Annotated in this window: 24 protein-coding genes; 13 read left to right on the top strand and 11 right to left on the bottom strand. The window is 39.4% G+C overall.

From position 1 onward, the window contains the following. Window positions 1–65 precede the first annotated feature (65 nt). Window positions 66–1,313 (bottom strand): YihY family inner membrane protein, encoded by a 1,248-nt coding sequence (locus tag HLH14_RS07855; RefSeq protein ID WP_067723756.1) that lies wholly within the window; start codon window positions 1,311–1,313, stop codon window positions 66–68. A 114-nt stretch (window positions 1,314–1,427) separates the two neighbouring features. Between HLH14_RS07855 and wrbA the strand changes: the two genes are divergently transcribed. Beyond that, window positions 1,428–2,027: an NAD(P)H:quinone oxidoreductase gene (gene wrbA / locus HLH14_RS07850; protein ID WP_067723755.1), complete on the top strand. Its 600-nt coding sequence runs from the start codon at window positions 1,428–1,430 to the stop codon at window positions 2,025–2,027. 135 nt (window positions 2,028–2,162) lie between these two features. Here wrbA and HLH14_RS07845 read toward each other — a convergent pair whose 3' ends face one another. Further along, window positions 2,163–2,522: a hypothetical protein gene (locus HLH14_RS07845; RefSeq protein ID WP_067723754.1), complete on the bottom strand. Its 360-nt coding sequence runs from the start codon at window positions 2,520–2,522 to the stop codon at window positions 2,163–2,165. 846 nt (window positions 2,523–3,368) lie between these two features. Here HLH14_RS07845 and HLH14_RS15955 point away from each other — a divergent pair. From HLH14_RS15955 to HLH14_RS07835, 3 genes are all read left to right on the top strand, one after another. Further along, window positions 3,369–3,749 (top strand): hypothetical protein, encoded by a 381-nt coding sequence (locus HLH14_RS15955; protein ID WP_067723753.1) that lies wholly within the window; start codon window positions 3,369–3,371, stop codon window positions 3,747–3,749. Further along, a complete protein-coding gene (locus HLH14_RS07840; protein WP_067723752.1) occupies window positions 3,743–4,936 on the top strand; it encodes a CsgG/HfaB family protein in 1,194 nt (397 codons plus the stop codon). Before HLH14_RS15955 ends, HLH14_RS07840 begins: the two co-directional genes overlap by 7 nt. 85 nt (window positions 4,937–5,021) lie before the next feature. Continuing rightward, window positions 5,022–5,636, top strand: coding sequence for a hypothetical protein (locus HLH14_RS07835; protein WP_067723751.1), 615 nt, complete (start codon window positions 5,022–5,024; stop codon window positions 5,634–5,636). 582 nt (window positions 5,637–6,218) lie between these two features. On the opposite strand, the gene HLH14_RS07830 is transcribed toward HLH14_RS07835, so the two are convergent. The 3 genes from HLH14_RS07830 to HLH14_RS07820 all read right to left on the bottom strand — a co-directional run bounded on the left by HLH14_RS07830 (window position 6,219) and on the right by HLH14_RS07820 (window position 8,442). Then, window positions 6,219–6,794, bottom strand: a complete 576-nt coding sequence (locus HLH14_RS07830; RefSeq protein ID WP_067723750.1) for a xanthine phosphoribosyltransferase — start codon at window positions 6,792–6,794, stop codon at window positions 6,219–6,221. Window positions 6,795–6,885: 91 nt separating this feature from the next. Continuing rightward, on the bottom strand, window positions 6,886–7,599 hold the full coding sequence (locus HLH14_RS07825) for a DUF3108 domain-containing protein (protein ID WP_067723749.1): 714 nt from the start codon (window positions 7,597–7,599) through the stop codon (window positions 6,886–6,888). A gap of 165 nt (window positions 7,600–7,764) precedes the next feature. Beyond that, complete coding sequence (locus tag HLH14_RS07820; protein ID WP_067723748.1) at window positions 7,765–8,442, bottom strand: hypothetical protein; 678 nt, start codon at window positions 8,440–8,442, stop codon at window positions 7,765–7,767. 245 nt (window positions 8,443–8,687) lie between these two features. Between HLH14_RS07820 and HLH14_RS07815 the strand changes: the two genes are divergently transcribed. Beyond that, window positions 8,688–9,566, top strand: a complete 879-nt coding sequence (locus HLH14_RS07815; RefSeq protein WP_067723747.1) for an energy transducer TonB — start codon at window positions 8,688–8,690, stop codon at window positions 9,564–9,566. Between the two features lie 143 nt (window positions 9,567–9,709). On the opposite strand, the gene HLH14_RS07810 is transcribed toward HLH14_RS07815, so the two are convergent. The 4 genes from HLH14_RS07810 to miaB form a co-directional block, all read right to left on the bottom strand. Continuing rightward, the gene (locus HLH14_RS07810) at window positions 9,710–10,012 is read right to left on the bottom strand and encodes an antibiotic biosynthesis monooxygenase family protein (protein WP_067723746.1); all 303 of its coding nucleotides are present in this window, start codon (window positions 10,010–10,012) and stop codon (window positions 9,710–9,712) included. A gap of 247 nt (window positions 10,013–10,259) precedes the next feature. Beyond that, a complete protein-coding gene (ybeY, locus tag HLH14_RS07805) occupies window positions 10,260–10,742 on the bottom strand; it encodes an rRNA maturation RNase YbeY (protein ID WP_067723745.1) in 483 nt (160 codons plus the stop codon). 19 nt (window positions 10,743–10,761) lie between these two features. After that, complete coding sequence (locus HLH14_RS07800; protein WP_067723744.1) at window positions 10,762–11,835, bottom strand: PhoH family protein; 1,074 nt, start codon at window positions 11,833–11,835, stop codon at window positions 10,762–10,764. A gap of 39 nt (window positions 11,836–11,874) precedes the next feature. Further along, window positions 11,875–13,329 (bottom strand): tRNA (N6-isopentenyl adenosine(37)-C2)-methylthiotransferase MiaB, encoded by a 1,455-nt coding sequence (miaB, locus tag HLH14_RS07795; protein ID WP_067723743.1) that lies wholly within the window; start codon window positions 13,327–13,329, stop codon window positions 11,875–11,877. Between the two features lie 407 nt (window positions 13,330–13,736). On the opposite strand from miaB, the gene HLH14_RS07790 reads away from it, so the two are divergent. The 5 genes from HLH14_RS07790 to HLH14_RS07770 all read left to right on the top strand — a co-directional run bounded on the left by HLH14_RS07790 (window position 13,737) and on the right by HLH14_RS07770 (window position 18,296). Then, window positions 13,737–15,656 carry a lytic transglycosylase domain-containing protein gene (locus tag HLH14_RS07790; protein WP_171255160.1) on the top strand — a complete coding sequence of 640 codons (1,920 nt, stop codon included), beginning with the start codon at window positions 13,737–13,739 and terminating at the stop codon, window positions 15,654–15,656. Window positions 15,657–15,689: 33 nt separating this feature from the next. Continuing rightward, window positions 15,690–16,346 carry a ribonuclease T2 family protein gene (locus HLH14_RS07785; protein WP_067723741.1) on the top strand — a complete coding sequence of 219 codons (657 nt, stop codon included), beginning with the start codon at window positions 15,690–15,692 and terminating at the stop codon, window positions 16,344–16,346. Window positions 16,347–16,515: 169 nt separating this feature from the next. Continuing rightward, window positions 16,516–17,502 carry a malate dehydrogenase gene (locus tag HLH14_RS07780; RefSeq protein WP_067723740.1) on the top strand — a complete coding sequence of 329 codons (987 nt, stop codon included), beginning with the start codon at window positions 16,516–16,518 and terminating at the stop codon, window positions 17,500–17,502. 166 nt (window positions 17,503–17,668) lie between these two features. Next, window positions 17,669–17,917, top strand: a complete 249-nt coding sequence (locus tag HLH14_RS07775; protein ID WP_067723739.1) for a DUF2789 family protein — start codon at window positions 17,669–17,671, stop codon at window positions 17,915–17,917. 124 nt (window positions 17,918–18,041) lie between these two features. Beyond that, window positions 18,042–18,296: a DUF2789 family protein gene (locus tag HLH14_RS07770; RefSeq protein ID WP_067723795.1), complete on the top strand. Its 255-nt coding sequence runs from the start codon at window positions 18,042–18,044 to the stop codon at window positions 18,294–18,296. Between the two features lie 74 nt (window positions 18,297–18,370). Here the strand turns inward: HLH14_RS07770 and HLH14_RS07765 are convergent, their stop codons facing one another. Beyond that, window positions 18,371–18,898, bottom strand: a complete 528-nt coding sequence (locus HLH14_RS07765; RefSeq protein WP_067723738.1) for a hypothetical protein — start codon at window positions 18,896–18,898, stop codon at window positions 18,371–18,373. 91 nt (window positions 18,899–18,989) lie between these two features. Next, a complete protein-coding gene (locus HLH14_RS07760) occupies window positions 18,990–19,592 on the bottom strand; it encodes a 2OG-Fe(II) oxygenase (protein WP_171532881.1) in 603 nt (200 codons plus the stop codon). 116 nt (window positions 19,593–19,708) lie between these two features. Between HLH14_RS07760 and HLH14_RS07755 the strand changes: the two genes are divergently transcribed. The 3 genes from HLH14_RS07755 to HLH14_RS07745 are packed head-to-tail and all read left to right on the top strand — an operon-like array spanning window position 19,709 to window position 22,552. Then, window positions 19,709–20,566 (top strand): 23S rRNA (adenine(2030)-N(6))-methyltransferase RlmJ, encoded by an 858-nt coding sequence (locus HLH14_RS07755; RefSeq protein WP_067723736.1) that lies wholly within the window; start codon window positions 19,709–19,711, stop codon window positions 20,564–20,566. A 45-nt stretch (window positions 20,567–20,611) separates the two neighbouring features. Continuing rightward, window positions 20,612–21,439 (top strand): CDP-diacylglycerol--serine O-phosphatidyltransferase, encoded by an 828-nt coding sequence (pssA, locus tag HLH14_RS07750; RefSeq protein ID WP_067723735.1) that lies wholly within the window; start codon window positions 20,612–20,614, stop codon window positions 21,437–21,439. A 39-nt stretch (window positions 21,440–21,478) separates the two neighbouring features. Beyond that, window positions 21,479–22,552 (top strand): DUF6670 family protein, encoded by a 1,074-nt coding sequence (locus tag HLH14_RS07745; protein ID WP_067723734.1) that lies wholly within the window; start codon window positions 21,479–21,481, stop codon window positions 22,550–22,552. Window positions 22,553–22,928 lie beyond the last annotated feature (376 nt).

Genomic DNA, 22,928 nt, shown 5'->3' with positions numbered 1-22,928 from the left:
GAAGGAGAGATATTTTATCTTGGATAAATTTCCTCAACACTCGGTGGTGTGAGAGAAAGAGCGTTCTATTTCTCTTCCAGAATTTTGGATAAGGGAATCGCCAGTTTTGCTGAAAGATAGTCATCTGTTTCAATCAGTGCAGGACCCAGTTTTTGCATCCATACATCGTCAGGATGAATATTGCCCATATCTTGACGGCGTGGAAGTGGGTAGGGTAACTGGGTATAGAAACTCCAGAAATCGACTTGATCCAAATTGCGTGCTAAAACAAACTCGTCATTGTCGGTACGTTTAACTAAGTTCTGTTTTTCGAGCATCAGTACATAAGAAGGCCAGCGTCCAATTTCTCCACGGCCCAAAATGCCCAAAGCTTCTTCATCAGAGATACTTTCGCCTTTAAGTTGTTTTTTATAAAACAGTTCCAATAAATCCAGCAGCATAATCACAGGATGTCGCTTCTGTTCTTTGCCTGAATGAAATGCCGTCAGCGCATAACTGATTTCAACGCCTAACAAGACAATGTTCCAGGACAAGAAAATCCATAGCAGGAAAATTGGCACGGCAGCAAAAGCACCATAAACAATTTCATAACTGGTGAAATTGGACATGATTACGCCAAACAGATTCTTTAATAATTCAAATACCACCGCACTAAATGTACCTGCAATCAAAGCCGCCTTGATCGGAACAGTCCGATTAGGAATAGTCCAATTTAAAATGAAAAAACCCAGAATGGTCAGGACAAAGGAAATACACCAAAAGATAAACTCGCCATTTAACTCGTAGCCGGCAAAATTATTGCTCAGCACATTTAACGATGCTACGGTAGATGAAATAGCGAATGCACTACCTAATAAAATTGGACCGAGTGAAATAATGGTCCAATAACGCATAAAGCCAATAATGCCGCCACGTGTTTCCCGGACTCGCCAAATGCGATTAAAAACGGTTTCGATACTGGTTAGCATCATCACCGTGGTGATAAATAGAAATAAAATCCCAATAACGGTTAGATTGCTGGATTTATCGGTAAAGGCATTGAAGGCTTTATCAAAAGCAATCGTGGATCTCGGTAAGAAATTACTATAAATCAGTTGTTGTAATTGTTGTCTTGCCGGCTCAAGCGCTTTAATGGAAGAAATGATGACCAAGAAAACAGTTAACATGGGCACAACTGCAAATAACGTGGTATAGGTTAGTGAACCTGCCTGTTCACGACAACGATCTGCTTCAAAACGTCTTATGACAAATAAAACAAACTGAAACCAAGTCTCATTATAAAAAGGAAGTTTTTTTAAATACTTTTCTAACATAGGTATCAAGTCTCAATTTTTTTAATCATCTTTATGAATTTTCATGACCAAGCTTAACCAAAAAATGGGAAAAATACCGTATAGTTTTCTTTTTTAGCTTCGTTTATAAAAATTATGCAGTCTTATGTCCTTGTTTTATATTACAGCAAATATGGTTCGACTAAAGAAATGGCGCATTTAATTGCCAATGGTATTGAATCTGCAGGTATGGCGGTAAAAATTCGCACTGTTCCAAATTTATCGACAGTGGTTAAAGAAGCTGAACTAAGTATTCCTGCTAAAGGGGATATTTATTGTACTTTAGATGATTTGGCGAATTGTTCGGGTTTGGCTTTGGGTTCGCCAACACGTTTTGGCAATATGGCATCTGAGATGAAGTATTTTTGGGACCAGACCACAAGCCTTTGGTTAAATGGAGCTTTACATCAAAAACCTGCCTGTGTATTTACCTCATCGGGTTCCATGCATGGTGGACAGGAAAGTACCTTGCTGACTATGCTTCCACCATTGTTCCATCATGGCATGATGATTATGGGGCTACCAAATGCTAATCCAGCGTTATCCAATACTAAATCGGGTGGTACGCCGTATGGTGCAAGTCATGTCAGTGGTCCACGCCACGATTTGGGCTTAAGCCAAGATGAAAAAGTCCTGTGCGAAGAGCAGGGAAAACGTTTGGGTGATGTGGTTAAAAAATTACAAGCAAATTCATAATTTTCTAAAGTGGAAAGGGAACTTAAATAGGTGACTATTCTAAATAGAATTTCTATCGATATATAAAAAATAAAAAGACCATTCTAAAATGAATGGTCTTTTTAAATTACAGGATAAAATTTAAGCGTTGAATCGTTATACTTTTTCTTTAAAACGATGATTGCACTTTAAACATTTATAATCTAAGAACACATTTTTATCGATAATCACACCGGCTTTTTTCCCGAAGATATTACCTAACATACCGCCAGTGACACCAGCGGCAATTGCACCTACAAAAGTCCCTACGGTTCCACCGAAAATAACACCTAATGGCCCAGCGACAGCGCCAATTGCTGCCCCAGCTGATGCGCCAGTTGCCGCACCACCGACTGTTCCTGCGGTTGCCCCAGCAGAAGTAAGAAGGATTCCGCTTATTGTCTTGATGTTTTTCTCGTGATCTCGTTTCTCAACTTCAGAAGATCCGCATTTAGGACATTGCATAGATTTTTCCATCAAATATTCATCTTTTATTTATCTTGCAAGAAAGTGAGTATGGGTACTTTTCCAAGATAATAGGTCATTAACAATAAACAAGAACAGTATGTATCCTCTATCTTATGATGTCAGGAACATTTCATACCAACTTGATTCTAGCTGAATGAAAGTCATAGAAGTTTATCTGAGTTGTAAATACCTTGCTGCTTCATCTAACTTTGGCCATCCTTAAATCATTTTTGGGTAATGATGAGTCCTAAAACGATGAAAATTCCCCTCTGAATATTCACAACTCAAAACATAGATATGCTCACTGGTCATTTCTTTACGCTTAATTACATGGGTATCTTTGGTTGAAGCATACGGAGCCTGAAGTGATGCTTGCAAAAATCCATATTTATATCAGAATTCCCTTATAAATAATCTTAAGTGTGATTGTTTTATTATATTTTTAATAAATCACTATCTAGTTCACATTAAAATAGAAGCTCTAATAAAATCAAAGTTAACCGTTTCATAAAACTGAATTGGTTTGACAAGTTTAGTCTTTCTTTTCGAAAATTTTTACTATTATTAATATTAAAAATATATTAATTAAGTTCGATTATTTATGTGAAGTATAGATTTTAAAATTTGTTACATCATGATTTCTTACAATTCAAAAATAAACAACAAATAACAATTTATTAATTAAAACAACAAGATGTTTTATCTTTACAAACAAGAAACATGTAAATCCTGATACGTTTCGCCTTTTGTTTTTTTTATGTGATTTAATGTTTGTTATAGAAATTAAACATTACTAATTAAATATTACTCAACGAAAAATAAATAAACATCTTAGCTCAAAGGATGGCAAACATCATGAGAATATCAGTGATCAATGTGGGTTTATTTTGCTTATGTTTTCTGAGTAACACTTATGCAACATCTGATGAGTGGAGTCAGCGCTGGAAAGCATCAAGTAATCGTTCCAATGAGAATTTAGTCCAAGCAAATCTGATTGAACTCATGGATTCAGATTATTATTCTGGACTAGGAAAAACCACAATAAATAGCACATCGACAAGTTCTATAGGTACAGTTAATTCAGCTACTAGCAATGTGAATATAAATGGTTCAAATAACGGTGTAGACATTTCGAATGATACTGCGAATGACGGATCTGTAAATTCAAATACCACTCAAAATAATCAGCAATGCCCTAACTTAAGCACCCAACCAGGGGGAGAGTCACTATGCTGAATTTCCCTCGGTTGAATAGAAGACAAATATCTTCTGTGAGCATCTTGATCATTTTTAGCCATCTTCTGACAGGGTGTACGGGGATGGCACTTTCAAACAAGGAGCCTGTCAGTCTGGTGCAGGGGCCACCAATTACCGATATTTTTACCCCTTTTGATATGGCCTTATCTTGCCTGAAAGGACAACTGCGCAATGATGTCAATTTCTCTGTTGGAGCAATTTTAGACCAAACCGGCAAAGATGTAGTGACGAATGGCGGCAGTGGCAAAATGGTGACCCAAGGTGCGGGAGATATGGTGCAATCTGCGTTATTTCAGGCTGGTGTTAGCTTATTGAACCGGCGTGATCCTCGTATTATAGAAAGCGAAGCCAAGTGGGGAATTCGCGACCCAAGGCAAATTAAGGCTTCTGATTATTATGTGACAGGCAGTATTAACAGTTTGGATTTTATTCCTGGCGGCGGTCTGGACATGCAGATTGGCGGTGTCGGTCCCAATTATAGCCAAACCCGGATTATGGTCGGTTTAGATTTATCTCTGACCGATACACGCAGCAGTAAAGTCGTTGCCAATGTTTCACTGCAGAAGCAAATTGCCGCACAAGATTACGGCATAAGTGCAGGCAGGTTCGCTGGCCATACTTTATTGAACATTCAGGTCGGTAAAGGAGAGCGGGAGGCAACAAACTTTGCTTTGCGCCAAATGTTGAATCTGGCAACCTTTGAATTGCTCAGTCAGGTTATTCCGCCTGCAACATTTGAAAGCTGCCGCACTGAAATACCGCCTGAATTTGGCCGCTTAAGTTTAACGCGAAGTTCTGTTGCCTTGTATAAATATAAGGAAAGCCAGAAACAAAACACTGCGGATTCAAGTAGATCTCTTCTGGAGTCATCCTCAGATAATACAAGTTCATCTAATGAAAAAAATAAATCGACCAACTCACCCAGTAAAGATACCAAGCCGCCTAAAAATAAAGAATCTGAGGTGATTCAAAATCCTGAAGGCGAGCCTGAAATGAGCAAACAAGACCTGATTAAATACATCAGCAAGAAACAAGGCTCATCTTCTTCAAGCAAAATGAATGAAGAAAAAGGCAATAAAGAAAAAGAAAATGAGAAGACTTCGATGCTGTGGGATGTCAACCCAGAGGTTGTAGAAAATTATTGGTCAACCACTCAGCGTGATTGAAAAATATATAAAAAATGGGCTCGCTCCCATTATAAAAAGAAGTACTTAGCGAGAAGTACTTCAAAACTAGAAAAGGAAAATAACTATGAATAAGACTATCAAAACAATCGCCTTATCCGTCGCCTTCCTGTCCAGTGCAGTTATGGCAAATGCTCAAGATAATAATGTAACTGTAGATACTGGTTTGCAATCGACCCTAAACCTTTTATCTCAAAGGACTGCAAATGGTAGTGCGCTTAACCTAGCCATTAATACCAATAATATTGATGCAACCGTCAACACAGAGGGGCGTTTTAATTCACTAAATAATGTGGGAGATAAACTTGCGATAGAAACTTCAGCACTGGGTGCCGTGAACACAGGAAGTATCAGCTTACAGCAAGGTAACCTGAGTGCTGTGAGTACGGGGACATTAGAGGCAACTCTTGATGCTGAAAGAAGTGCGGCGCGTACTTTAGAAGAGTGGCGTTCTGAACGGTCGTCAGAGCTCGAAAGCTCTATCAGTGCATCACTGAATACCGACGTTTATGATCAATTCTCTGAAACCCTGAGTAATTACAGCGCAGCGAATTTAGCCATTAATACTGGCGCTATTGATGCATCTGTAAATACAAGAGGATTCGAGAATCATATTGACGGCATCAAAACTTCAGCAATCGGCGCTGTGAATACAGGCAGCATTACAGTGACCGTAAAATAAATCCACCCTTCAATATGATTCAGGGTCTAACTATTTGCGGATAGTTAGACCTTTTTATCTTACAATAATATGAATATAAATTGTTGATTTAATGATCGCATATAGCGGCATTAATCTATTCCATAGTAGTACTTATTCTGGAAGCTCATTTCAATCGGATCATTAGAAAAAAAGTACAATGAATTTCAGATTTTCTTACATCTCATCCTGAAGCGGGTAATGTAGACGGACTCAAGTGGAATACATAAAACCCATTGAGGATTTGGTAAAAAAGTAGGGTGGAGTAATTTATGACAACCCTCTAGCTTCTGAAAAAAGTAAATGAAATATTTGCACATACGTGTATGAGAACACACATCATCACTCAAACAGATGTAGCTTTAGCACGTCAAAAATCAGAATTAAGTCAATTTCAATTTAAAGATACGAGGGGGGCTGTTCGTACATGAGAAAGTTGGAAACAACGTGTAGTCAGACTTGACTATAGTTAATCGCATAGATATTTTAATTAATGAATAACCTCTAAAAGATTAATATAAAAAAAGAGCGCCTAAGCGCTCTTTTTAAAATTCAATTCGAAACTCAGTCACGAACAAATTCAACAGTACCATTCTCTAAAGATTTAACACGTGCTAAAGATTCAACACGGTAACCCTTATCAAGTAACAATTGGCGACCTGGCTGGAAAGATTTTTCAATCACAATACCAATACCCACAACTTCAGCTTTTGCCTGATGAATTAAATCAGCAAGACCTAAAGCTGCTTGACCATTTGCCAAGAAGTCATCAATCACTAACGCTTTATCGCTAGAGTTAATGTGCTTGTTTGAAATCGCAATGGTACTTTCAATCTGTTTGGTGAAAGAGAAAACTTTAGAGCGATATAAATCATCTTTTAAAGTTAAAGATTGATATTTACGTGCAAAGATTACAGGCACGCCAAGTTCTAAACCTGCCATTACTGCTGGAGCAATACCAGAAGCTTCGATAGTGATAATCTTCGTGATACCTGCATCTTTAAAACGAGCAGCAAATTCTTTACCAATTTGCTGCATTAATACAGGGTCAATTTGATGATTCAAGAAAGCATCAACTTTCAGAACTTGATCAGATAGAACGATACCTTCACTTAAGATTTTCTGTTCTAGTGCGTGCACGGGAGAATTCCTCTAAGGGCAGATGCTTTTTCAAGCAAAAGCGTATTTTAAAAAGGCTCTCAAAAAATGCAAGCGAAATTGATCAAATCGATTAATTCATTGAGCCTTTATAGCCTGTTAACAACAAACCATACGATGTTTTGCCATCTTGGTGAGAAACTTTCACTGGAACATAGTCAAGTTTAGGTGCTAACCAGAAAATCGTATCGCGGTTTGGTTTGTCATGTTTCATCACCACTTTAATGGTGTCAAACGTACCGTAAGAGGTTTTAACTTTTTCAGTGCCTTGTTTTACAAAGCGACGTGATTCAACTTCTTTGGCATCGGCAATTGCATAACTTGATTTTAAGCCTGAAGCTTTTAAGTCTTCACGAAGTTGCAATTCAGCATTTAGCTCATCCAGAACACCAGATTTCCAAGCAAAAGAACGTGCTTTGTCATCTTTCTTGGTGTTAATGGTTTTAGCATTTGGATTAAATTTAATGCTCATGGTGTTGTTGTGCACCAAAATTTTGCTGCTTCGGCTAAAGTTGTTTGAAATGATATTGTTACCATTTAAGCTAAAATGACTGGTTTCCGTTGCAGAAGCAATAGCACCTGCTTTGGCAGCAAAAACATAAGTCCAGTTATTCCCCGACTTACTTAAAGTACGCGTTGCCGAGCCCATATTTTTGCCATTATAGCTAAATTGATAACTTGCCTGGAATGGACTCATGGCAAATGCTTGGCTTGAGAAACCAGCAAACAACAGTGTAGTGCTTACACCAGATGCTAACGCGATTGTTTTCAATACATTGTGAGCCATAAGTAAAGTGTTCCTATGAAGTTTGAATAAAGTGCATTTTTTTGCTTGATTGCTATTATGCGCTTTGATTATGAAGATAAAATTCGAAATTTTGTCTAATCTGTATCTTTATGTAGTTTTTTTCCAGTTAAAAATACAGATTTTAATCATGAAAAAAAATTCAGCTTATTTTTGTTTAAGCGGACTGACTTCAGTTTCAGCAAGATCTGCTATATCCCAATCATCCACCGGTTCTTCGGACATTTTTCTAAATAGCGCAGTCAGATTCACATTGCCCATAACCACCAGTTCAGCTTCACGTAAAACCGCATGGTTGACATGGACTTTGGCTAAAGTGTCGATGATGGAACGCTTTTTACCCAGCCAGCGGTTGAGGTCTAAATGCAGTAAATCATCTTTGACCTTAATGACATTGAGCTTTTCCAGAATCATGCCCAAAGGATCTTGATTTAAGACTTTTTGGTAGAAAAATAAAGCAAATTTTACAGCAAGCTTTTGAAATATATTTTTGTATTTTGCTTCAATCACTTCGGTGTCACTGATTTGTTCAAACACAATAAGCTGGGTGTCTTTATTCAGCTCCATCTGCACCAGTTTTAAATCGACTGAAAGGGTGATGTATAAACCTTTGACATCCATCGTTGCATATAAGCGTAGCCAGTCATCATGCAGATCGGCATGTAAATCTTTCAACATAGAGACATTGTCAGTCACAAAACGCTGGAACGTTGCATTCAGAAAAACTTGAGATAATGGAAATTCACGCTCATCTTCAATAAATCCCTCGGCTTTTTGGTACACTTGACGTATACGTTTCGAGATATTGGATATTAGCGTTTGCATATGGGGCATCCTAGCAAGTGAATCTTCTTAGGCTTCGAGAGATGATGGATTTTGTCGAAAAGTATTAAAAATACAAGTATTCAATCTTGCAGTTTAGCAAAATTAATTGCACCATTTTCATGATTTTAATTGTCTACAGTTCGCTTGTTGATTGAATTCTCGTTTTTTATTCAAAAATGAAGACTGTGTTTATTTTATACTGCTTTATGCAGTTTGGGGACCAGACATTTTGTCGGTTTAATGTGATGCTTAAGAAAATCAGTTTTGCACCTTTAATGTATGTATGGTGGAAAGATCCTATTTTCACAAGCGCAGTTATTTTGGCTGCCATTCTACATTTAATGATTTTGACACTGCAATTTGCAATGCCGGAAGAAAGTGATGCAGCAGTGAAAGAAATTGCGGTGACTTTACGCCCGAGTAAAGATAAAGTTGAAAATGCCGATTTTCTTGCGCAGGCAGATCAGCAAGGCTCTGGAACCTTCCGCGAAGCACATCGCATGTCGAGTGATATGCCAGCACCGATGCTTGAACAAAGTGCAGGTGAGCAACAACAAGAAAGTTTAGAACGATTACAGCAAAAGCGTGAATTAAGCTTTGAAGAAAAAGTCTTAATGACGACTTTAAGCTGGAAAAAGGAAGCTGAACAGAATCAGCGTAAAAAGGCCATGGAAGCGCTGAATAGTCAGTTCCAAGCTAAAGCCGCGATGGTGGCAAGTTTGGAAGCGCAATATTTACAACGTCAGCAAAATTTTAGCCGTCAGCAAAAGATTAAAACTGTAGATGGTATTCAAGCCAAGCAGGATATTTCAGCCGCTTATTTAGAAAAATTCCGTCAAAAAGTTGAATTTTACGGTAACCGTTATTATCCCGATGCTGCAAAAGTGCAACGCTTGGCAGGAGAAGTTCGTTTAATGGTGATTTTGAATAGAAATGGCGGGATTCGTGCCATTCGCCTGATTGATAGTTCCGGTCATGCTTTATTGGATGAAGCCGCAAAAACCTCGGTGCGTAAAGCGGCACCCTTTGGTGGTTTTGATCAAGGCATGAAAGATATTTCAGAACTGCGTATTGTCAGAACCTGGCGTTTTGATCCGGCTGAAGCAGAGTTTGAAGTGCGTTAATCATCTAATAAGACTCCCTCTCCCTATGGGATGAGGAATATTGTTCCGCAAGGGGGTGAGGGAGAATAAGTAAAATAGAGTTCTCTTTTGAAGAGGAATGAGAAGATTAATAATTTATAAATGAATTTTGTTCTAATTAATTGTCATTTAGCATTTAAGTCCGTATAACTTTTCTGAATTTCACAAATTTCAACACTAAAACTTTTATACCATTTTTCTTTGCCTAAACGCTGCGCAACTTGATGTTCTGCATCTTTATGCCAAGTTTGAATATCTTCTAAAGAGTTCCAATATGACAGTGCAATCTCAAAGTCATTTTCGGTGATCGCTTCAAATTTTTGGCAATTGAATTGTGTAAGTGCTTTTTCACGTAAAAGTTGGGCTGTTCTAGAATATTCATCATCTAAAACATTTATTTTTGCTTTAAAAATTACAATGTATTTCATTCTGTATTATTTTTTATTTTATTGAGGTTGCTCTTTTATAAGGGAGACGATGTTTCTTTTGCAAGCAAAGAATAGTCAATCTGGTTTAAAAAGGTATGAAAAAATAGGGGTTTTCTATGTTTCTATAAGAATATTGGTAGAAATCGTATGGAAATAAATCCTCTCCCTAATCCTCTTCTTTAAAAAGGAGAGAGAATATAAGGCATTAAAAAAGCGAGCCTAAGCCCGCTTTTTTATTGAATGGGTTTTAGTCTTGCTCTGTATAAGGATTATCAAATCCCAACTTTGCCAAAATTTTAATTTCCAAAGCTTCCATTTCTTCAGCATCTGCTTCTGAAGTTTCATGGTCATAGCCCATTAAGTGCAATACACCATGAACCAGCATATGGGTGAAATGCTCAATTGGAGTTTTGCTTTGATCAATGGCTTCTTGCAAAACCACAGGAATGCAAATCACCAAATCACCCATCGGCCATGCATTAAGCATGGGTAAAATTTCTTCTGGAATATCACTGGGGAAAGACAACACATTGGTCGGTTTGTCTTTTTGGCGATATTCCAAATTCAATTTATGACTTTCGTCATTATCAACACAGGCAATCCCGATTTCGCAATCTTGATCGACATCGATATAACGAAGTGCTGTTTCAATCACTTTCTTGATATAAGCACGTTTCAGCACAAGCTCTGGAGCTTGAAAGTCTTGTTGGAGCGAGAGACTAAGTTTCAAAATGAATCCTTAAATGATCTTAGTCTTGGGCATCGGCAGCCGCATTATTTTCAGCAATCAAGGCTTCCTGACGCGCTTTGCGTTCTGCACGTGCTTCAGCACTAAGACGGTGTTGTTCACTGTCCCATCCTTCATACGCTTCGACAATTTTTTGTACCAGCTGATGACGAACCACGTCACGAGAATGGAAACGAGTGATATGAATTTCAGCAATTGGCTCAAGTACACGTAAACAATGCGCTAGACCAGATTGGTGACCACGCGGTAAATCGACCTGCGTAATGTCACCGGTAATCACCGCGCGTGAACCAAAACCTAAACGGGTCAGAAACATTTTCATCTGTTCAGGTGTGGTGTTTTGCGCTTCATCTAAAATCACGAAAGAATGATTGAGGGTACGACCACGCATATAGGCGAGGGGCGCAACTTCAATCACTTGACGTTCAATCAGTTTGGCAACTTTTTCAAAGCCCAGCATTTCATACAGGGCATCGTAAAGCGGGCGCAAATATGGATCGATTTTCTGGCTTAAATCACCCGGTAAAAAGCCGAGTTTTTCACCGGCTTCTACCGCAGGACGAACCAGCAGAATACGCTGAATTTCATTGCGTTCCAGCATGTCGACTGCCGCTGCCACAGCAAGGTAAGTTTTACCTGTACCGGCAGGACCAATACCAAATGAAATATCACTTTGTAAAATACGTTGTACATAGCGTTTTTGATTCGCGCCACGCGGATTAATGCGACCTTTACGGGTTTGTAACCAGACATCATCCAGACCGGTATGTTCCTGATCTGGATCAATCTGTAATTCACGATCCGTCTGACTACCTTGAATCATCAGATGCAAGGTGTCAGCACTAATTTGCTGGGTAATTTCAGTTTCTTCATACAGACGCATCAAGAGGGTTTCGGCTCTCTCTACTGCATCGAGTTTCCCATCGATGAAAAATACATCACCTCGATGGGAAATTTGGACATCTAAACGTTGTTCGATTTGTTTCAAGTGACCGTTATAAGCACCAAGCATGCCTTTTAAACGCTCCATTGAAACACCAGGAAAATTTACTGTACGTCGAATCGCTGCAGTCAAGAGAATTCCTTATAAAATGATCTTACTGATCACCTTACATTACGCCACGTCAGGCTCAAGATTCAATAGCTCACCGTAAACAAAATTCAAAGTTTTAATTTCGGTAATCTCAATCTCTGCAAAACGCCCAACCCAAGCTGGATCACCAATGAAGGATACATAACGGGTGTTATCGGCAGTACCCACCAACAGGTTTGGATCTTTGTCGGAAACTTTTTCAATAAGAACACGTTGGATGGTGCCAAGCATGGCATCTGTTTTATCAATACTTGAGCGTTTGATCCATTTTTGTACTTTGCCAAGACGTTCTTTTTTCACATCTTCAGGAGTACTGTCTGGTAATTCAGATGCTGGCGTACCCGGACGTTTTGAATAGATAAAGCTATATGAATGGTCGAAATCCAAATCTTTGATGAATTGATAGGTTTCTTCAAAATGTTCATCAGTTTCACCGGGGAAGCCAATAATAAAGTCTGAAGATAAATGCATATCAGGGCGGACTGCACGTAACTTTTTAATCTTCTCGATATAGACATCGATGGTGTGGTTACGTTTCATCGCTTTCAATACATCGTTTGAACCACTTTGTACTGGCAAATGCAGATGTGAAACCATTTGTGGTAAATCACGGTAACACTGAATTAAATCATCATTAAATTCAAGCGGATGTGAAGTGGTGTAACGTAAACGACCAATGCCCGGAATTTCAGCGACTAAACGCAGTAAATCTGCAAATGTACAGATATTGCCTTCAAACGTTTCACCACGGTAGCCATTGACGTTTTGACCGAGTAGCGAAATTTCACGTACGCCTTTTTCAGCCAAACCTGCAATTTCAGCAAGTACGTCATCTAAAGGACGTGAAACTTCCTCACCACGGGTATAAGGCACCACGCAGAAAGAACAGTATTTTGAACAGCCTTCCATAATCGAAACAAAAGCTTTGTAACCTTCAACACGCGGTTCAGGTAAAAAGTCGAATTTTTCGATGTCCGGGAAAGAAATATCCACCAGCTTGATTTTATCTTTCTTTGGTTTTTCAATTTGATCGCTATGCTGATCCAGCATTTGCGGTAAACGGTGCAAGGTTTGTGGGCCAAAAACCATATCGACATAAGGCGCACGTTTTTGAATATTGTCGCCTTCTTGCGAAGCCACACAACCGCCAACCCCAATCACCAGGTCAGGATTTTTTTCTTTCAGTTTGCGCCAGCGACCCAGTTCAGAGAACACTTTCTCTTGGGCTTTTTCACGAATCGAACAGGTATTCATTAGCAGAATATCGGCTTCCTTCGGATCAGTCGTTAACACATAACCGTGTGAGTCGCCCAACAGGTCTGCCATACGATGACTGTCATACTCATTCATCTGACACCCTTGCGTTTCGATATACAGTTTTTTCACTGATCCGTCGGCTGGGGTGTGCTGTGGCTGGGTAACAGTGTTTTCTGAAGCAGCTTGGGCACTATTTGGAATGAAGGTTTGAACCGTCATGTAGGCTCCTAAAGGATAAATTGAAGAAATCACAATTTTAGATTTTCCATATTTTGGGTCGGGCTAGCAGTTTCCCTTTTTTTATTTCAATCGTTAATTGAAAATTATTCAAGAAGAGCGTGCTGGCTTAATCTTTTGAAATTGTGATTTGAATAGAAGAAAGGCGCATATTTTAGCAGGAATAGCGGCTAAACTTATAGATATAAATAAACCGACAATAAGATTGATTTATGGAGTAAAAATGATTGAAAATTAATATTGTCTAATCATAAGGTTACATAACAGAACAGTAGAGTAGTTTAATAATAATTAAACTACTTAAAAATGATTAGGTGCGACCAAGGCAATACTAAATGACAGAAGGTAAGCATATGTTTAATCGGGTAATCAATAAAAAATATTATAAAATGCTTGCTTTAAGTTTGGCATCAACGGGTTTCGTTTCTATTACCCATGCAGCAGATGAACAATTTAATGCTGCTTTACAAGCGGCCAATGCAGGAAATACTGGATTATTACAACAATACCAAGCCTCTATGCAAAATGATGTGTTGGGTTATTACCCTGAATATTGGTCACTGAACGCGAATTTATCCGCACAACCTTCCAGTAATATTGTTAACTTCGCACAGCGTTATCCGCAATCCGCCATGGCCGAAAAATTGGCAGCAGATTATGTCGAAGAAAAAGTAAAACAAGCCGATTTTGCAACCGCGCAACCGGTTTTGCAGTATGTCACCAATCCGGATCAGGCCGAAAGTTGTGCAGTGGCACAAGTCCGAGCAAAGTCGGGCGATCCGCTGGTTTTTGCTGAATATAAAGATGTTTGGCTCACCACCAATTCACAACCTGAATCATGTACCGGTCTAGGTCGCATGATGCTTTCCAGTCCACTCATGACCGAGCAGGATAGACAGCAACGCCTGTGGGGACAGCTGCGCGCAGGTCAATCCGGTCAGGCTTTAGCTACAGCACAAACCTTGGGTATGAGTTTATCGCTCGCGCAACTCAATCAAATTCAAGCCAATCCTCTAAATTACTTATGGTCTGCACCTAAGACATCAACTGCTGATCATGCCTATTTAGTTTTTGCGATGGGGCGTTTAGCAGATAGTGATTTAAATACTGCAATATCTTCAGTGCAAAACGCTGCCCAAGGCACACCGGTACAGGTGCAAAAAGCGTTATACCGTGCTGTGGGCTATATTGGCGGTACTACGGTGATGAAAAACAACTTCAATCGTGAAGTGCTGAATTATCTGGATGCCAGTTATGGATTGCCATTCAGTTCAGAAGAAGCGGAAATTTATGCACGCCAAGCCATTCGTTTTAGTAGCTGGGAAAGTTTAATTCGTGCCATTGATGCCATGAGCGTGACCCAAAAACAGGAAGATCGTTGGCAATATTGGTTGGCACGTGCTTCCGAGCAGCGCGGAGATGCAAGCTCTAAACGAACTGCACAGGAAATCTTTAAAAAATTGGCGCAAGGTGATGATTATCATAACTTATTGGCCAAAGATAAACTGGGGCAAAGTTACAACAATATTCCGAATAATGTTCAACCCTCCAATAGTGATGTGCAGCGCTTAAGCCAGGATATTCATTTTAGTCGTGCCTTTGCTTTACGCCGTGTCAATGCACCCGATAATTATATTAATCGCGAATGGAATTGGGCGGTTCGTCAGGCCTATTTAAAACAGGATGATGGCTTGCTGCTTGCCGCAGCGAAACGTGCTACGGATATGGGCTGGTATGATCGAGCAATCTATGCTGCCGATCGCACTGAAAATAAACATAATTATTCATATCGTTATGCCATGCCACATCAGAATTATGTAGTGAGCCATAGTCGTAATGCAGGGATCGATCCTGCATGGGCGTATGGACTTATGCGTCAAGAAAGTCGTTTTAATACCGGTGCACGTTCACATGTGGGCGCGGGGGGGCTAATGCAGATTATGCCGGATACCGCAAAACTGGTGGCACGTCAGATGGGTGAAACCTATAACCCGGCTGCACTATCTGATATGAATACCAATATTCGTTATGGCACCTTTTATTTATCCATGATTCAGAGCCAATTGAGCAGTAGTCCTGTTCTAGCCACAGCAGGTTATAACGCAGGTCCAAACCGGGCACGTCGTTGGCAACCCGATTCGCAGTCTATTGCCGCGGATCAATATACTGAAACCATTCCACTCACGGAAACCCGTGATTATGTAAAACATGTGATGACCAATGCGACTCATTATGGGGTTTTACTTGGGCAAGGTGCACAATCTATTGAAAAAAGAATGAATATCATTCCATTGAGAATAAATCCTTAAATTTTAATTTTGTTGATGGGGTTTGGGTTATTAATGATTTTTTTTGACTACACGCCAGTTTTAGCCAGGTTGGCACTGTTCGTCATGAGCGGTGCAGGCCTAGGGCTGTCTTCATCTCATATTTTTGCAGCGCCAGTGCAAGGGTATGTGATGGTGGTACAAATGACGCCTGCGGTGTGTATGTTGGATAATCAAAAATCAAAAAAACGAAAATGTTTAGAAGGCTATGCTCTTAATATTTCAGGTTTATTGCCCGAAACTTCAGAACCCGAGTGTAAAACGGCAGCTTCAGCAGCTTTATCACCACTACAGGCGAAAGTGGTGGCACGCGTCATGCCGGATGAAGGTGCGCGAGTTCAACTTTGGCAGGCGATTGGTGGGTGTGTGCCGATGAATGCAAGTCAATATTTTCGTACTGTAATTAATTATGCAGAACGTCTAAAAGTACCTACTGAATTAACCAGTCCTGAAAATCGGACCATGCATGTGACCAACCTTCGCTTGCAGTTTTTACGTTTAAATCCGGCTATGCCGGTGAGTGCAATTAAGTTTAATTGCGCGTCTGTAAATGGAACACCCATTCTGACAGAAGTCAAACTTTGTTATAAACCGAATGGGCAGTACAAACAGTGTTCAACAACAGTTGAAACGAATTGTCCGAATTCCTTCACCATAAAAGGTTCTTACTAAGTTTTTTGCCATATTTTATTTGTATTTCCTATCAGACTTTTGTTGAAGTTCTATCTCTTTTGCATGCATCAGTCCAATGATTGGAGTACAATCTTGGGCGTTTATGATTATTAGATTAAATGGACTAACTATTTAATCGCATTGACTATCCTCAATTGGAGATAATTAGATGAAGCAAGCCGTTCGTGTTGCCGTTACTGGTGCTGCAGGTCAAATTGGTTATAGCTTACTATTCCGTATCGCAAGCGGCGAGATGCTAGGTAAAGATCAACCGGTTATTTTACAATTGTTAGAAGTTCCTTTTGAGAAAGCTCAACAAGCGCTTAAAGGCGTGATGATGGAACTTCAAGACTGCGCATTTCCTCTTTTAGAAGACATGATCGGTACTGATGATCCAAAAGTTGCATTCAAAGATGCTGACTACGCGTTATTGGTTGGTTCACGTCCACGTGGTCCAGGTATGGAACGTGCTGACTTGTTGAAAGTGAACGGTGAAATTTTCATCGGTCAAGGTCAAGCACTCAACGAAGTTGCTAGCCGTGACGTTAAAGTACTTGTTGTAGGTAACCCTGCAAACACGAATGCTTACATCGCTATGAAATCTGCTCCAGATCTTCCAGCGAAAAACTTCACTGCAATGTTACGTCTTGACCACAACCGTGCTGCATCTCAAATTGCTGCTAAAACTGGTAAAGCGGTTAAAGACATCAAAAACCTTACAGTTTGGGGTAACCACTCTCCAACAATGTATGCTGACTACCGTTTTGCGACTATCAACGGCGAAAGCGTTAAAGACATGATCAACGACCAAGAATGGAATGCTAACGTATTCCTTCCGACTGTTGGTAAACGTGGTGCTGCGATCATCGAAGCACGTGGTTTGTCTTCTGCTGCTTCTGCTGCAAATGCTGCAATCGACCATATGCGCGATTGGGCTCTTGGCACAAACGGCGAATGGGTAACTATGGGTATTCCTTCTGACGGTTCTTATGGTATTCCTGAAGGCGTGATGTTCGGTTTCCCTGTAACGACTGAAAACGGTGAATACAAAATCGTTCAAGGTCTTGAAATCGACGAATTCAGCCGTGAACGTATCAACTTCACGTTGAACGAACTTGAAGAAGAGCGCGCAGCAATTGCTGACATGCTTAAATAATTTAATCTTCTAGATTAAGTTAAAAAAGCACTCCATTTGGGGTGCTTTTTTATGCCTGAAATTTCCTGTTGAACAAAAAATAACAAGCTGTGATGCAGTAACAACTGAATTTTCAGGCATTTCAGTTTAATTTAAAGGCTAATAATAACAGCTTAAGGAGAATGACATGTTTGATCAGCAACCCACATTAGAACTCTTGTTCGAACAATTGGGTCTCGATGCGAGCCAAGAAGCAATTGATCAGTTCATAGAGACTCATCAATTGACGATGGATGTCGCTTTGCATCATGCTCCATTCTGGACGCCAGCACAGCATGATTTTCTGATCAGTCATTGGAAAAAAGATGATGAATGGGCAATGGTGGTGGATATCTTAAATGAGCAATTACATACTGAATATCAGCCACATAAATAAGATAAATTTTTAATCACAAATTGAAACAACATAATTAAAGTGATGACTATTATTTTTCTGATATTTCTTATAAGTTAATTGAATAATAAATGACAATTTAACGAATAAGGAGTTTGCAAAGATGATGAGTAATAAACCATCCTTAGAATTATTGTTTTCGCAGTTGGGATTGGCTAATAGCCCTGCAGCCATTGAGCTTTTTATACGTACCCATCAATTACCTGCAAATCAAAATTTACACGATGCACCTTTCTGGAATAAGTCTCAGCGTGAATTTCTGATTCGTTATTTGGTCGAAGATGCGGATGAGTGGGTCATCTGGATTGATGAGCTTAATCAGCAACTGCATCTGAATGCCAATAAATTACAAATGGCTTAAAGTTAGAATAAATTTTTAAAAAAGCTTTCTCATATAAAAACTCTCCATTTAGGAGAGTTTTTTATTTTCTGCAATTAGTGCAATTTGCTTTGCAGCAGTTTCACAAACCAGATTTCTTTACGTACCACCTTAAACGAAGGATGCTGCTGTAATAGTTCTAAATCAAAGTCTACAGATTTACTGTATTTAGTTAACCAATGTCGAGTTAAAGCAATTTGATTTTTAGAAACCGATGCATAGGCAAGGAAAAAATAGATATCACTATGTTCATGTTGCGATAGGGGTTTTAAAATCTGCTGGGTAATTAAAGCAAAACGCTGTTCCTTGGTGATTTCGAAATACAGCATATAGGCTTTAGCCAGATGTAAAGACAGATTCAAATACAACCGCATCGGCATTTCTTCATATTCAATCCGTGCCTGTTCTAACAGAACCACGGCTTCTTGTAGAAAATGAATCTGTTCTTGACGTAAATTGCTTATAACCACCAGTTGTAAACGCAAATCAGCACGTTCTAAGGCGAGATCAGGCGTATTGTTTTCCAAATACAATTGATCTGTCTCACCGATACGCTCGATAATTTTTTTTGTATTTTCAAACATTAGCCAATACCTCATTGATGAATAATCAGTATATAGGGGCAAAACCAGGAATTTAAAGGCAAATGCAGCATCCTACTTTTATAATAAACAATTAGAACAAGACATTACCACTACGTAACCATGCGGTAATCGATAAGCGTTGATGCTTGGCTTTAATTACTTCATGCAATAAATCGCTTTGGAACATCGCAATACGATTCGGTTTGGGTTGAATGGTATGCCATTGTCCATTTTTATCCTCTAGATGCAATTCTCCACCCCAGTCATCTTGCCAATCTTCATGCAAATAATAGACCGTAGAAACAATACGACCATTTTTGCCCTGTGGATTGTCGCGATGCAAAGCGTAATATTCTCCCGCGTTATAGCAGGCAAAATGTGCTTCGACTTCTTGTATGCCTAAATAAAAATTTTGATTTAATACTTGAGAGATTTCTTTAAGTGTTTCAATGTGATGTTGTGCGATTTCTAGTTCTTCGCTAATCCATAGAATATGGTCACTGCGGATTTTGCTGACCACGCCACTTTGAATGGCTGCATCCCGAAAACGGTTTAAATTGGAAGTGCATTCTTCAGCTAAAGCAAGTACATAGTCTTGAGGGTAGGCATTGTCAATGATTGTAAAACCCTGTTGATCTAAATCTTCAACAATTTGATCAACATTCCATGACTTTGGGAGGTGAATTGCATCCATACACAGATACTCAAATACAATCTGGAGAAAGGTGGCGTATTCTAGAGCAAGATATCCTTCGGAATGAAACATTTTTTCATGCTAAAATGTCCGTTGATTATAGGAATTAAAGAAACATGAATTACCGTCACCATTTCCATGCAGGCAACTTTGCCGATGTTATGAAGCATGTGTTATTGCTCCAACTTTTAACACGTTTAAATGCCAAAGATAAACCATATCGCTATATCGATACGCATGGTGGTGCAGGTAAATATGATTTATCTACAGCTGCTGCACAAAAATCAGGTGAGTTTTTAAACGGTATTCATCGTTTGGTAAAGCTTGATGATTCAATTATCCGTAATGCCCCTGAAGGTGTGAAGCAATATCTTAAAATCGTTGAAGATATGCGTGCCGGTTCAGGCAAGGGTGCTTATCCAGGTTCACCTTGGTTTGCACTAGAAGGGATGCGCGATATTGATAAAGCGACAATTTTCGAAATGCAAAAAGAAGTTTTTCAAGAATTGTATTTCAATATTCGTGATCGCCGTGCAGGTCTGCATCAACGTGATGCTTATGAAGGTTTGTTAGGGGTTATCCCACCGAAAGAAAAACGCGGTTTGGTGATGATCGATCCTCCTTACGAATTAGAACGTAAAGATTTCCCTCAATTGGTAGAATTGTTGGCGACTGCACATAAAAAATGGCCTACAGGTTGTTTTGCAGTTTGGTATCCAATTAAAGACCGCGCCATGATTGATCGTTTTGAAAAGAAAATGATGAAAACCGGTATTCGCCGTCAATTGGTGTGTGAAATTTGTGTATGGCCAGACGATACCCCAGTGGGCTTGAATGGTTGTGGTTTGCTTGTGATTAATCCACCGTGGAAATTCTCACAGGATGCTGATGAAGCACTACAATGGTTGTTCCCGCATTTACGCATGAGTGAAAATGGTGGGCATGCCGCTGTACGCTGGTTAGTTGGCGAATAAGATATACCTTTAAGAGAGATACGGTTACAGTTAGGATCGACAAGAATGACAAGTATAAATAAACCTGAAAGTGAATCTTCTACACGTGATGAACATGGTTTTGATGGCATCACTTTTGAAGTGGAAGAAGAAGAGCAAACCCATGAGGGACAAAAGGTGAAACGTCGTGGCATCTATCTGTGGCCGAATCTGATCACGACAGCAGCATTGCTGTCGGGGTTTTACTCTATCATTGCCAGTATGAATGGTGATTTCACCCAAGCGATTTACGCTATTTTTCTTGCAGCGTTGTTAGATGGTTTAGATGGTCGGGTTGCTCGCGCGATTGGCGCACAAAGTGCTTTTGGTGAACAATATGACTCTTTGTCCGACTTGTTAGCGTTTGGTGTGGCACCGGCTATTCTAATGTACAGCTGGAGCTTGCATGATTTAGGTCGTATCGGTCTGGCATGTTGTTTTGTTTATACCGCATGTGCCGCATTCCGCTTAGCCCGCTTTAATGTACAAATTGGTGTGGTCGATAAACGCTACTTTATTGGTGTCGCAAGTCCGTTGGCCGCCATTTTGATTATCACCCTGGTCTGGGTGGGACGTGATTTCCCTGCAATTTTTGATTTGCGTGAAGTCGGTATTCAAATCATCAATGCCGTACTCATTGTGGCAGTCGGCTTGTTGATGATCTCGAATATTAAATATTATTCATTTAAAACATTTGATCGTAAACGCGTGCCTTTTGCGGTGTTACCTATCGCTGTATTTATCTTTGCCGCGATTACTTATAATATTCCAGTAGGTATTTTAGTCATTTCTATTATCTACGCACTCTCTGGTTTCGTAACGACATTTATGGCCAGAAAAAACACCCCGATATAAAAATGAGACATCTATACTGAAAATAAAAAGGAGCATGATATGCAGTTGTTTCAAGATTTATTTGATCAGTCTAAACAACTCAATCAGGCTCCATCTCAGGCGCAGTTGGCTTATCATGCGCAAAAAGGGCGATATAAAATTATTCATCAAGGCTTGATGATTCCGAATTTGCCTGCGCCATTACATTACTTAAACTTTCTGAGTGTGATTGGTCAGCCCAATGTCCCCATGCTTCGCAATGAAAGTGCAATTCATTCCACTGCTTTAGATACAGCGACTACTATTGCCAGTGTCAGTCCACATATGAGGGGACAATTAAATTCCTATTCTGTTGAAAAAGAATGCCAGTTTAAAAAAGAATATTTCAAATTTGCAGATCGGGAATTAATTTCAGGAAGTTTTCCGCATTTTCGGATTCAGCGTGAAGATAAAGAGCTAAGTTTTGATTTATCGGTGACCACCAGTAATATTATTTCTTATTTTACCAAGTTACGTATGGGCTTGGCAGATCACTGGTCCGCATTATGTCAATGTGAAGGTCAGATTATCTATAAAGGGCAGACATTTGAAATTCAGCAAATGGGCTGTTTCGAATATGCACGTTCGATTAACTTTTCCTATTTGCCACTCGCATTTTTTACTTATCAAATTATTAATCTGGAAAATAATCGTCAGCTGTTGTTAGCGCAAATTCGTGACCCTTTTAATAGCATTGTGCAATCACGTTTGTATTTACGCGATGCCAAGACGGGCGTGGCACAAATGTTCGACCATAATGTGCGTTTTAAAGTCCATCGTGTTTATCCGAAGGTAAAAACGCCGAATGGACAATACATGTATTTGCCGCGTGAATTTGAATGGGGCTATGAAGGAAAAGATGGCACCTGTATTTCAGTTCAGGCACAAAGTCGCGGAGATTTTAAATTTGGTTTGGCTGCTGGCTATGTAGGTAGCTTTAAATATCAAATCAAAATTAATCATCATGAAGAAATGGGCGAAAGTGGCTACTGCGAATATATCGATTGTCGTTCATTGAACTGGCAGGAAAAAGATAAAGAAGAAAAAATGCGTGATGAATTGGTCAATACAGTACCTTTTGCGTGCAAAAAATAAGAAAAACCCTTTATTTTGTAGAATAAATAAACAGTCGAGGTGTTATTTATAAAATAAAGCGGAAAAGGGGTTGCGCCTGACCTGAAATACTGTAGAATGCACATCCATCGGCGGTGATGTTGATTAAAGCTTGTTGAGAAACAAGGATTTAGCCTAAAGGGTGTAATCTGGAAATCTTGAAGAAGTTTGAAAATAATCAATAAAACCTGTTGACTTTCTAGAGATAGAGAGTAATATAGCCGACCTAGCTTGCTGCTGACGAAGTGGCAAGAAGATCATTAAGAGATTATGAAGAACAACTTGTGTGGATTTTTACCGGTTGATCGATCGAAATTATTTTCATTGATTGATGGTAGAAATTACTCGAAGTTTATTT

Origin of the sequence: Acinetobacter terrae (genome assembly GCF_013004375.1) — a bacterium.
Classification (GTDB): domain Bacteria; phylum Pseudomonadota; class Gammaproteobacteria; order Pseudomonadales; family Moraxellaceae; genus Acinetobacter; species Acinetobacter terrae.
The sequence above is the reverse complement of the archived record's forward strand: the minus strand, read 5'-3'. Positions and strand labels throughout refer to the sequence as shown.

Excerpts from the sequence above, each read along its gene's own strand:
- HLH14_RS07770 (WP_067723795.1), top strand. The coding sequence starts at position 18,042 with ATGAGTAATAAACCATCCTTAGAATTATTGTTTTCGCAGTTGGGATTG.
- HLH14_RS07775 (WP_067723739.1), top strand. The coding sequence starts at position 17,669 with ATGTTTGATCAGCAACCCACATTAGAACTCTTGTTCGAACAATTGGGT.
- HLH14_RS15955 (WP_067723753.1), top strand. The coding sequence starts at position 3,369 with ATGAGAATATCAGTGATCAATGTGGGTTTATTTTGCTTATGTTTTCTG.
- HLH14_RS07755 (WP_067723736.1), top strand. The coding sequence starts at position 19,709 with ATGAATTACCGTCACCATTTCCATGCAGGCAACTTTGCCGATGTTATG.
- HLH14_RS07785 (WP_067723741.1), top strand. The coding sequence starts at position 15,690 with ATGATTTTTTTTGACTACACGCCAGTTTTAGCCAGGTTGGCACTGTTC.
- HLH14_RS07810 (WP_067723746.1), bottom strand. The coding sequence starts at position 10,012 with ATGAAATACATTGTAATTTTTAAAGCAAAAATAAATGTTTTAGATGAT.
- HLH14_RS07745 (WP_067723734.1), top strand. The coding sequence starts at position 21,479 with ATGCAGTTGTTTCAAGATTTATTTGATCAGTCTAAACAACTCAATCAG.
- HLH14_RS07765 (WP_067723738.1), bottom strand. The coding sequence starts at position 18,898 with ATGTTTGAAAATACAAAAAAAATTATCGAGCGTATCGGTGAGACAGAT.
- HLH14_RS07825 (WP_067723749.1), bottom strand. The coding sequence starts at position 7,599 with ATGGCTCACAATGTATTGAAAACAATCGCGTTAGCATCTGGTGTAAGC.
- miaB (WP_067723743.1), bottom strand. The coding sequence starts at position 13,329 with ATGACGGTTCAAACCTTCATTCCAAATAGTGCCCAAGCTGCTTCAGAA.
- HLH14_RS07845 (WP_067723754.1), bottom strand. The coding sequence starts at position 2,522 with ATGGAAAAATCTATGCAATGTCCTAAATGCGGATCTTCTGAAGTTGAG.
- wrbA (WP_067723755.1), top strand. The coding sequence starts at position 1,428 with ATGCAGTCTTATGTCCTTGTTTTATATTACAGCAAATATGGTTCGACT.
- HLH14_RS07840 (WP_067723752.1), top strand. The coding sequence starts at position 3,743 with ATGCTGAATTTCCCTCGGTTGAATAGAAGACAAATATCTTCTGTGAGC.
- HLH14_RS07855 (WP_067723756.1), bottom strand. The coding sequence starts at position 1,313 with ATGTTAGAAAAGTATTTAAAAAAACTTCCTTTTTATAATGAGACTTGG.
- pssA (WP_067723735.1), top strand. The coding sequence starts at position 20,612 with ATGACAAGTATAAATAAACCTGAAAGTGAATCTTCTACACGTGATGAA.
- HLH14_RS07760 (WP_171532881.1), bottom strand. The coding sequence starts at position 19,592 with ATGGATGCAATTCACCTCCCAAAGTCATGGAATGTTGATCAAATTGTT.
- HLH14_RS07820 (WP_067723748.1), bottom strand. The coding sequence starts at position 8,442 with ATGCAAACGCTAATATCCAATATCTCGAAACGTATACGTCAAGTGTAC.
- HLH14_RS07790 (WP_171255160.1), top strand. The coding sequence starts at position 13,737 with ATGCTTGCTTTAAGTTTGGCATCAACGGGTTTCGTTTCTATTACCCAT.
- HLH14_RS07835 (WP_067723751.1), top strand. The coding sequence starts at position 5,022 with ATGAATAAGACTATCAAAACAATCGCCTTATCCGTCGCCTTCCTGTCC.
- HLH14_RS07780 (WP_067723740.1), top strand. The coding sequence starts at position 16,516 with ATGAAGCAAGCCGTTCGTGTTGCCGTTACTGGTGCTGCAGGTCAAATT.
- HLH14_RS07815 (WP_067723747.1), top strand. The coding sequence starts at position 8,688 with ATGCTTAAGAAAATCAGTTTTGCACCTTTAATGTATGTATGGTGGAAA.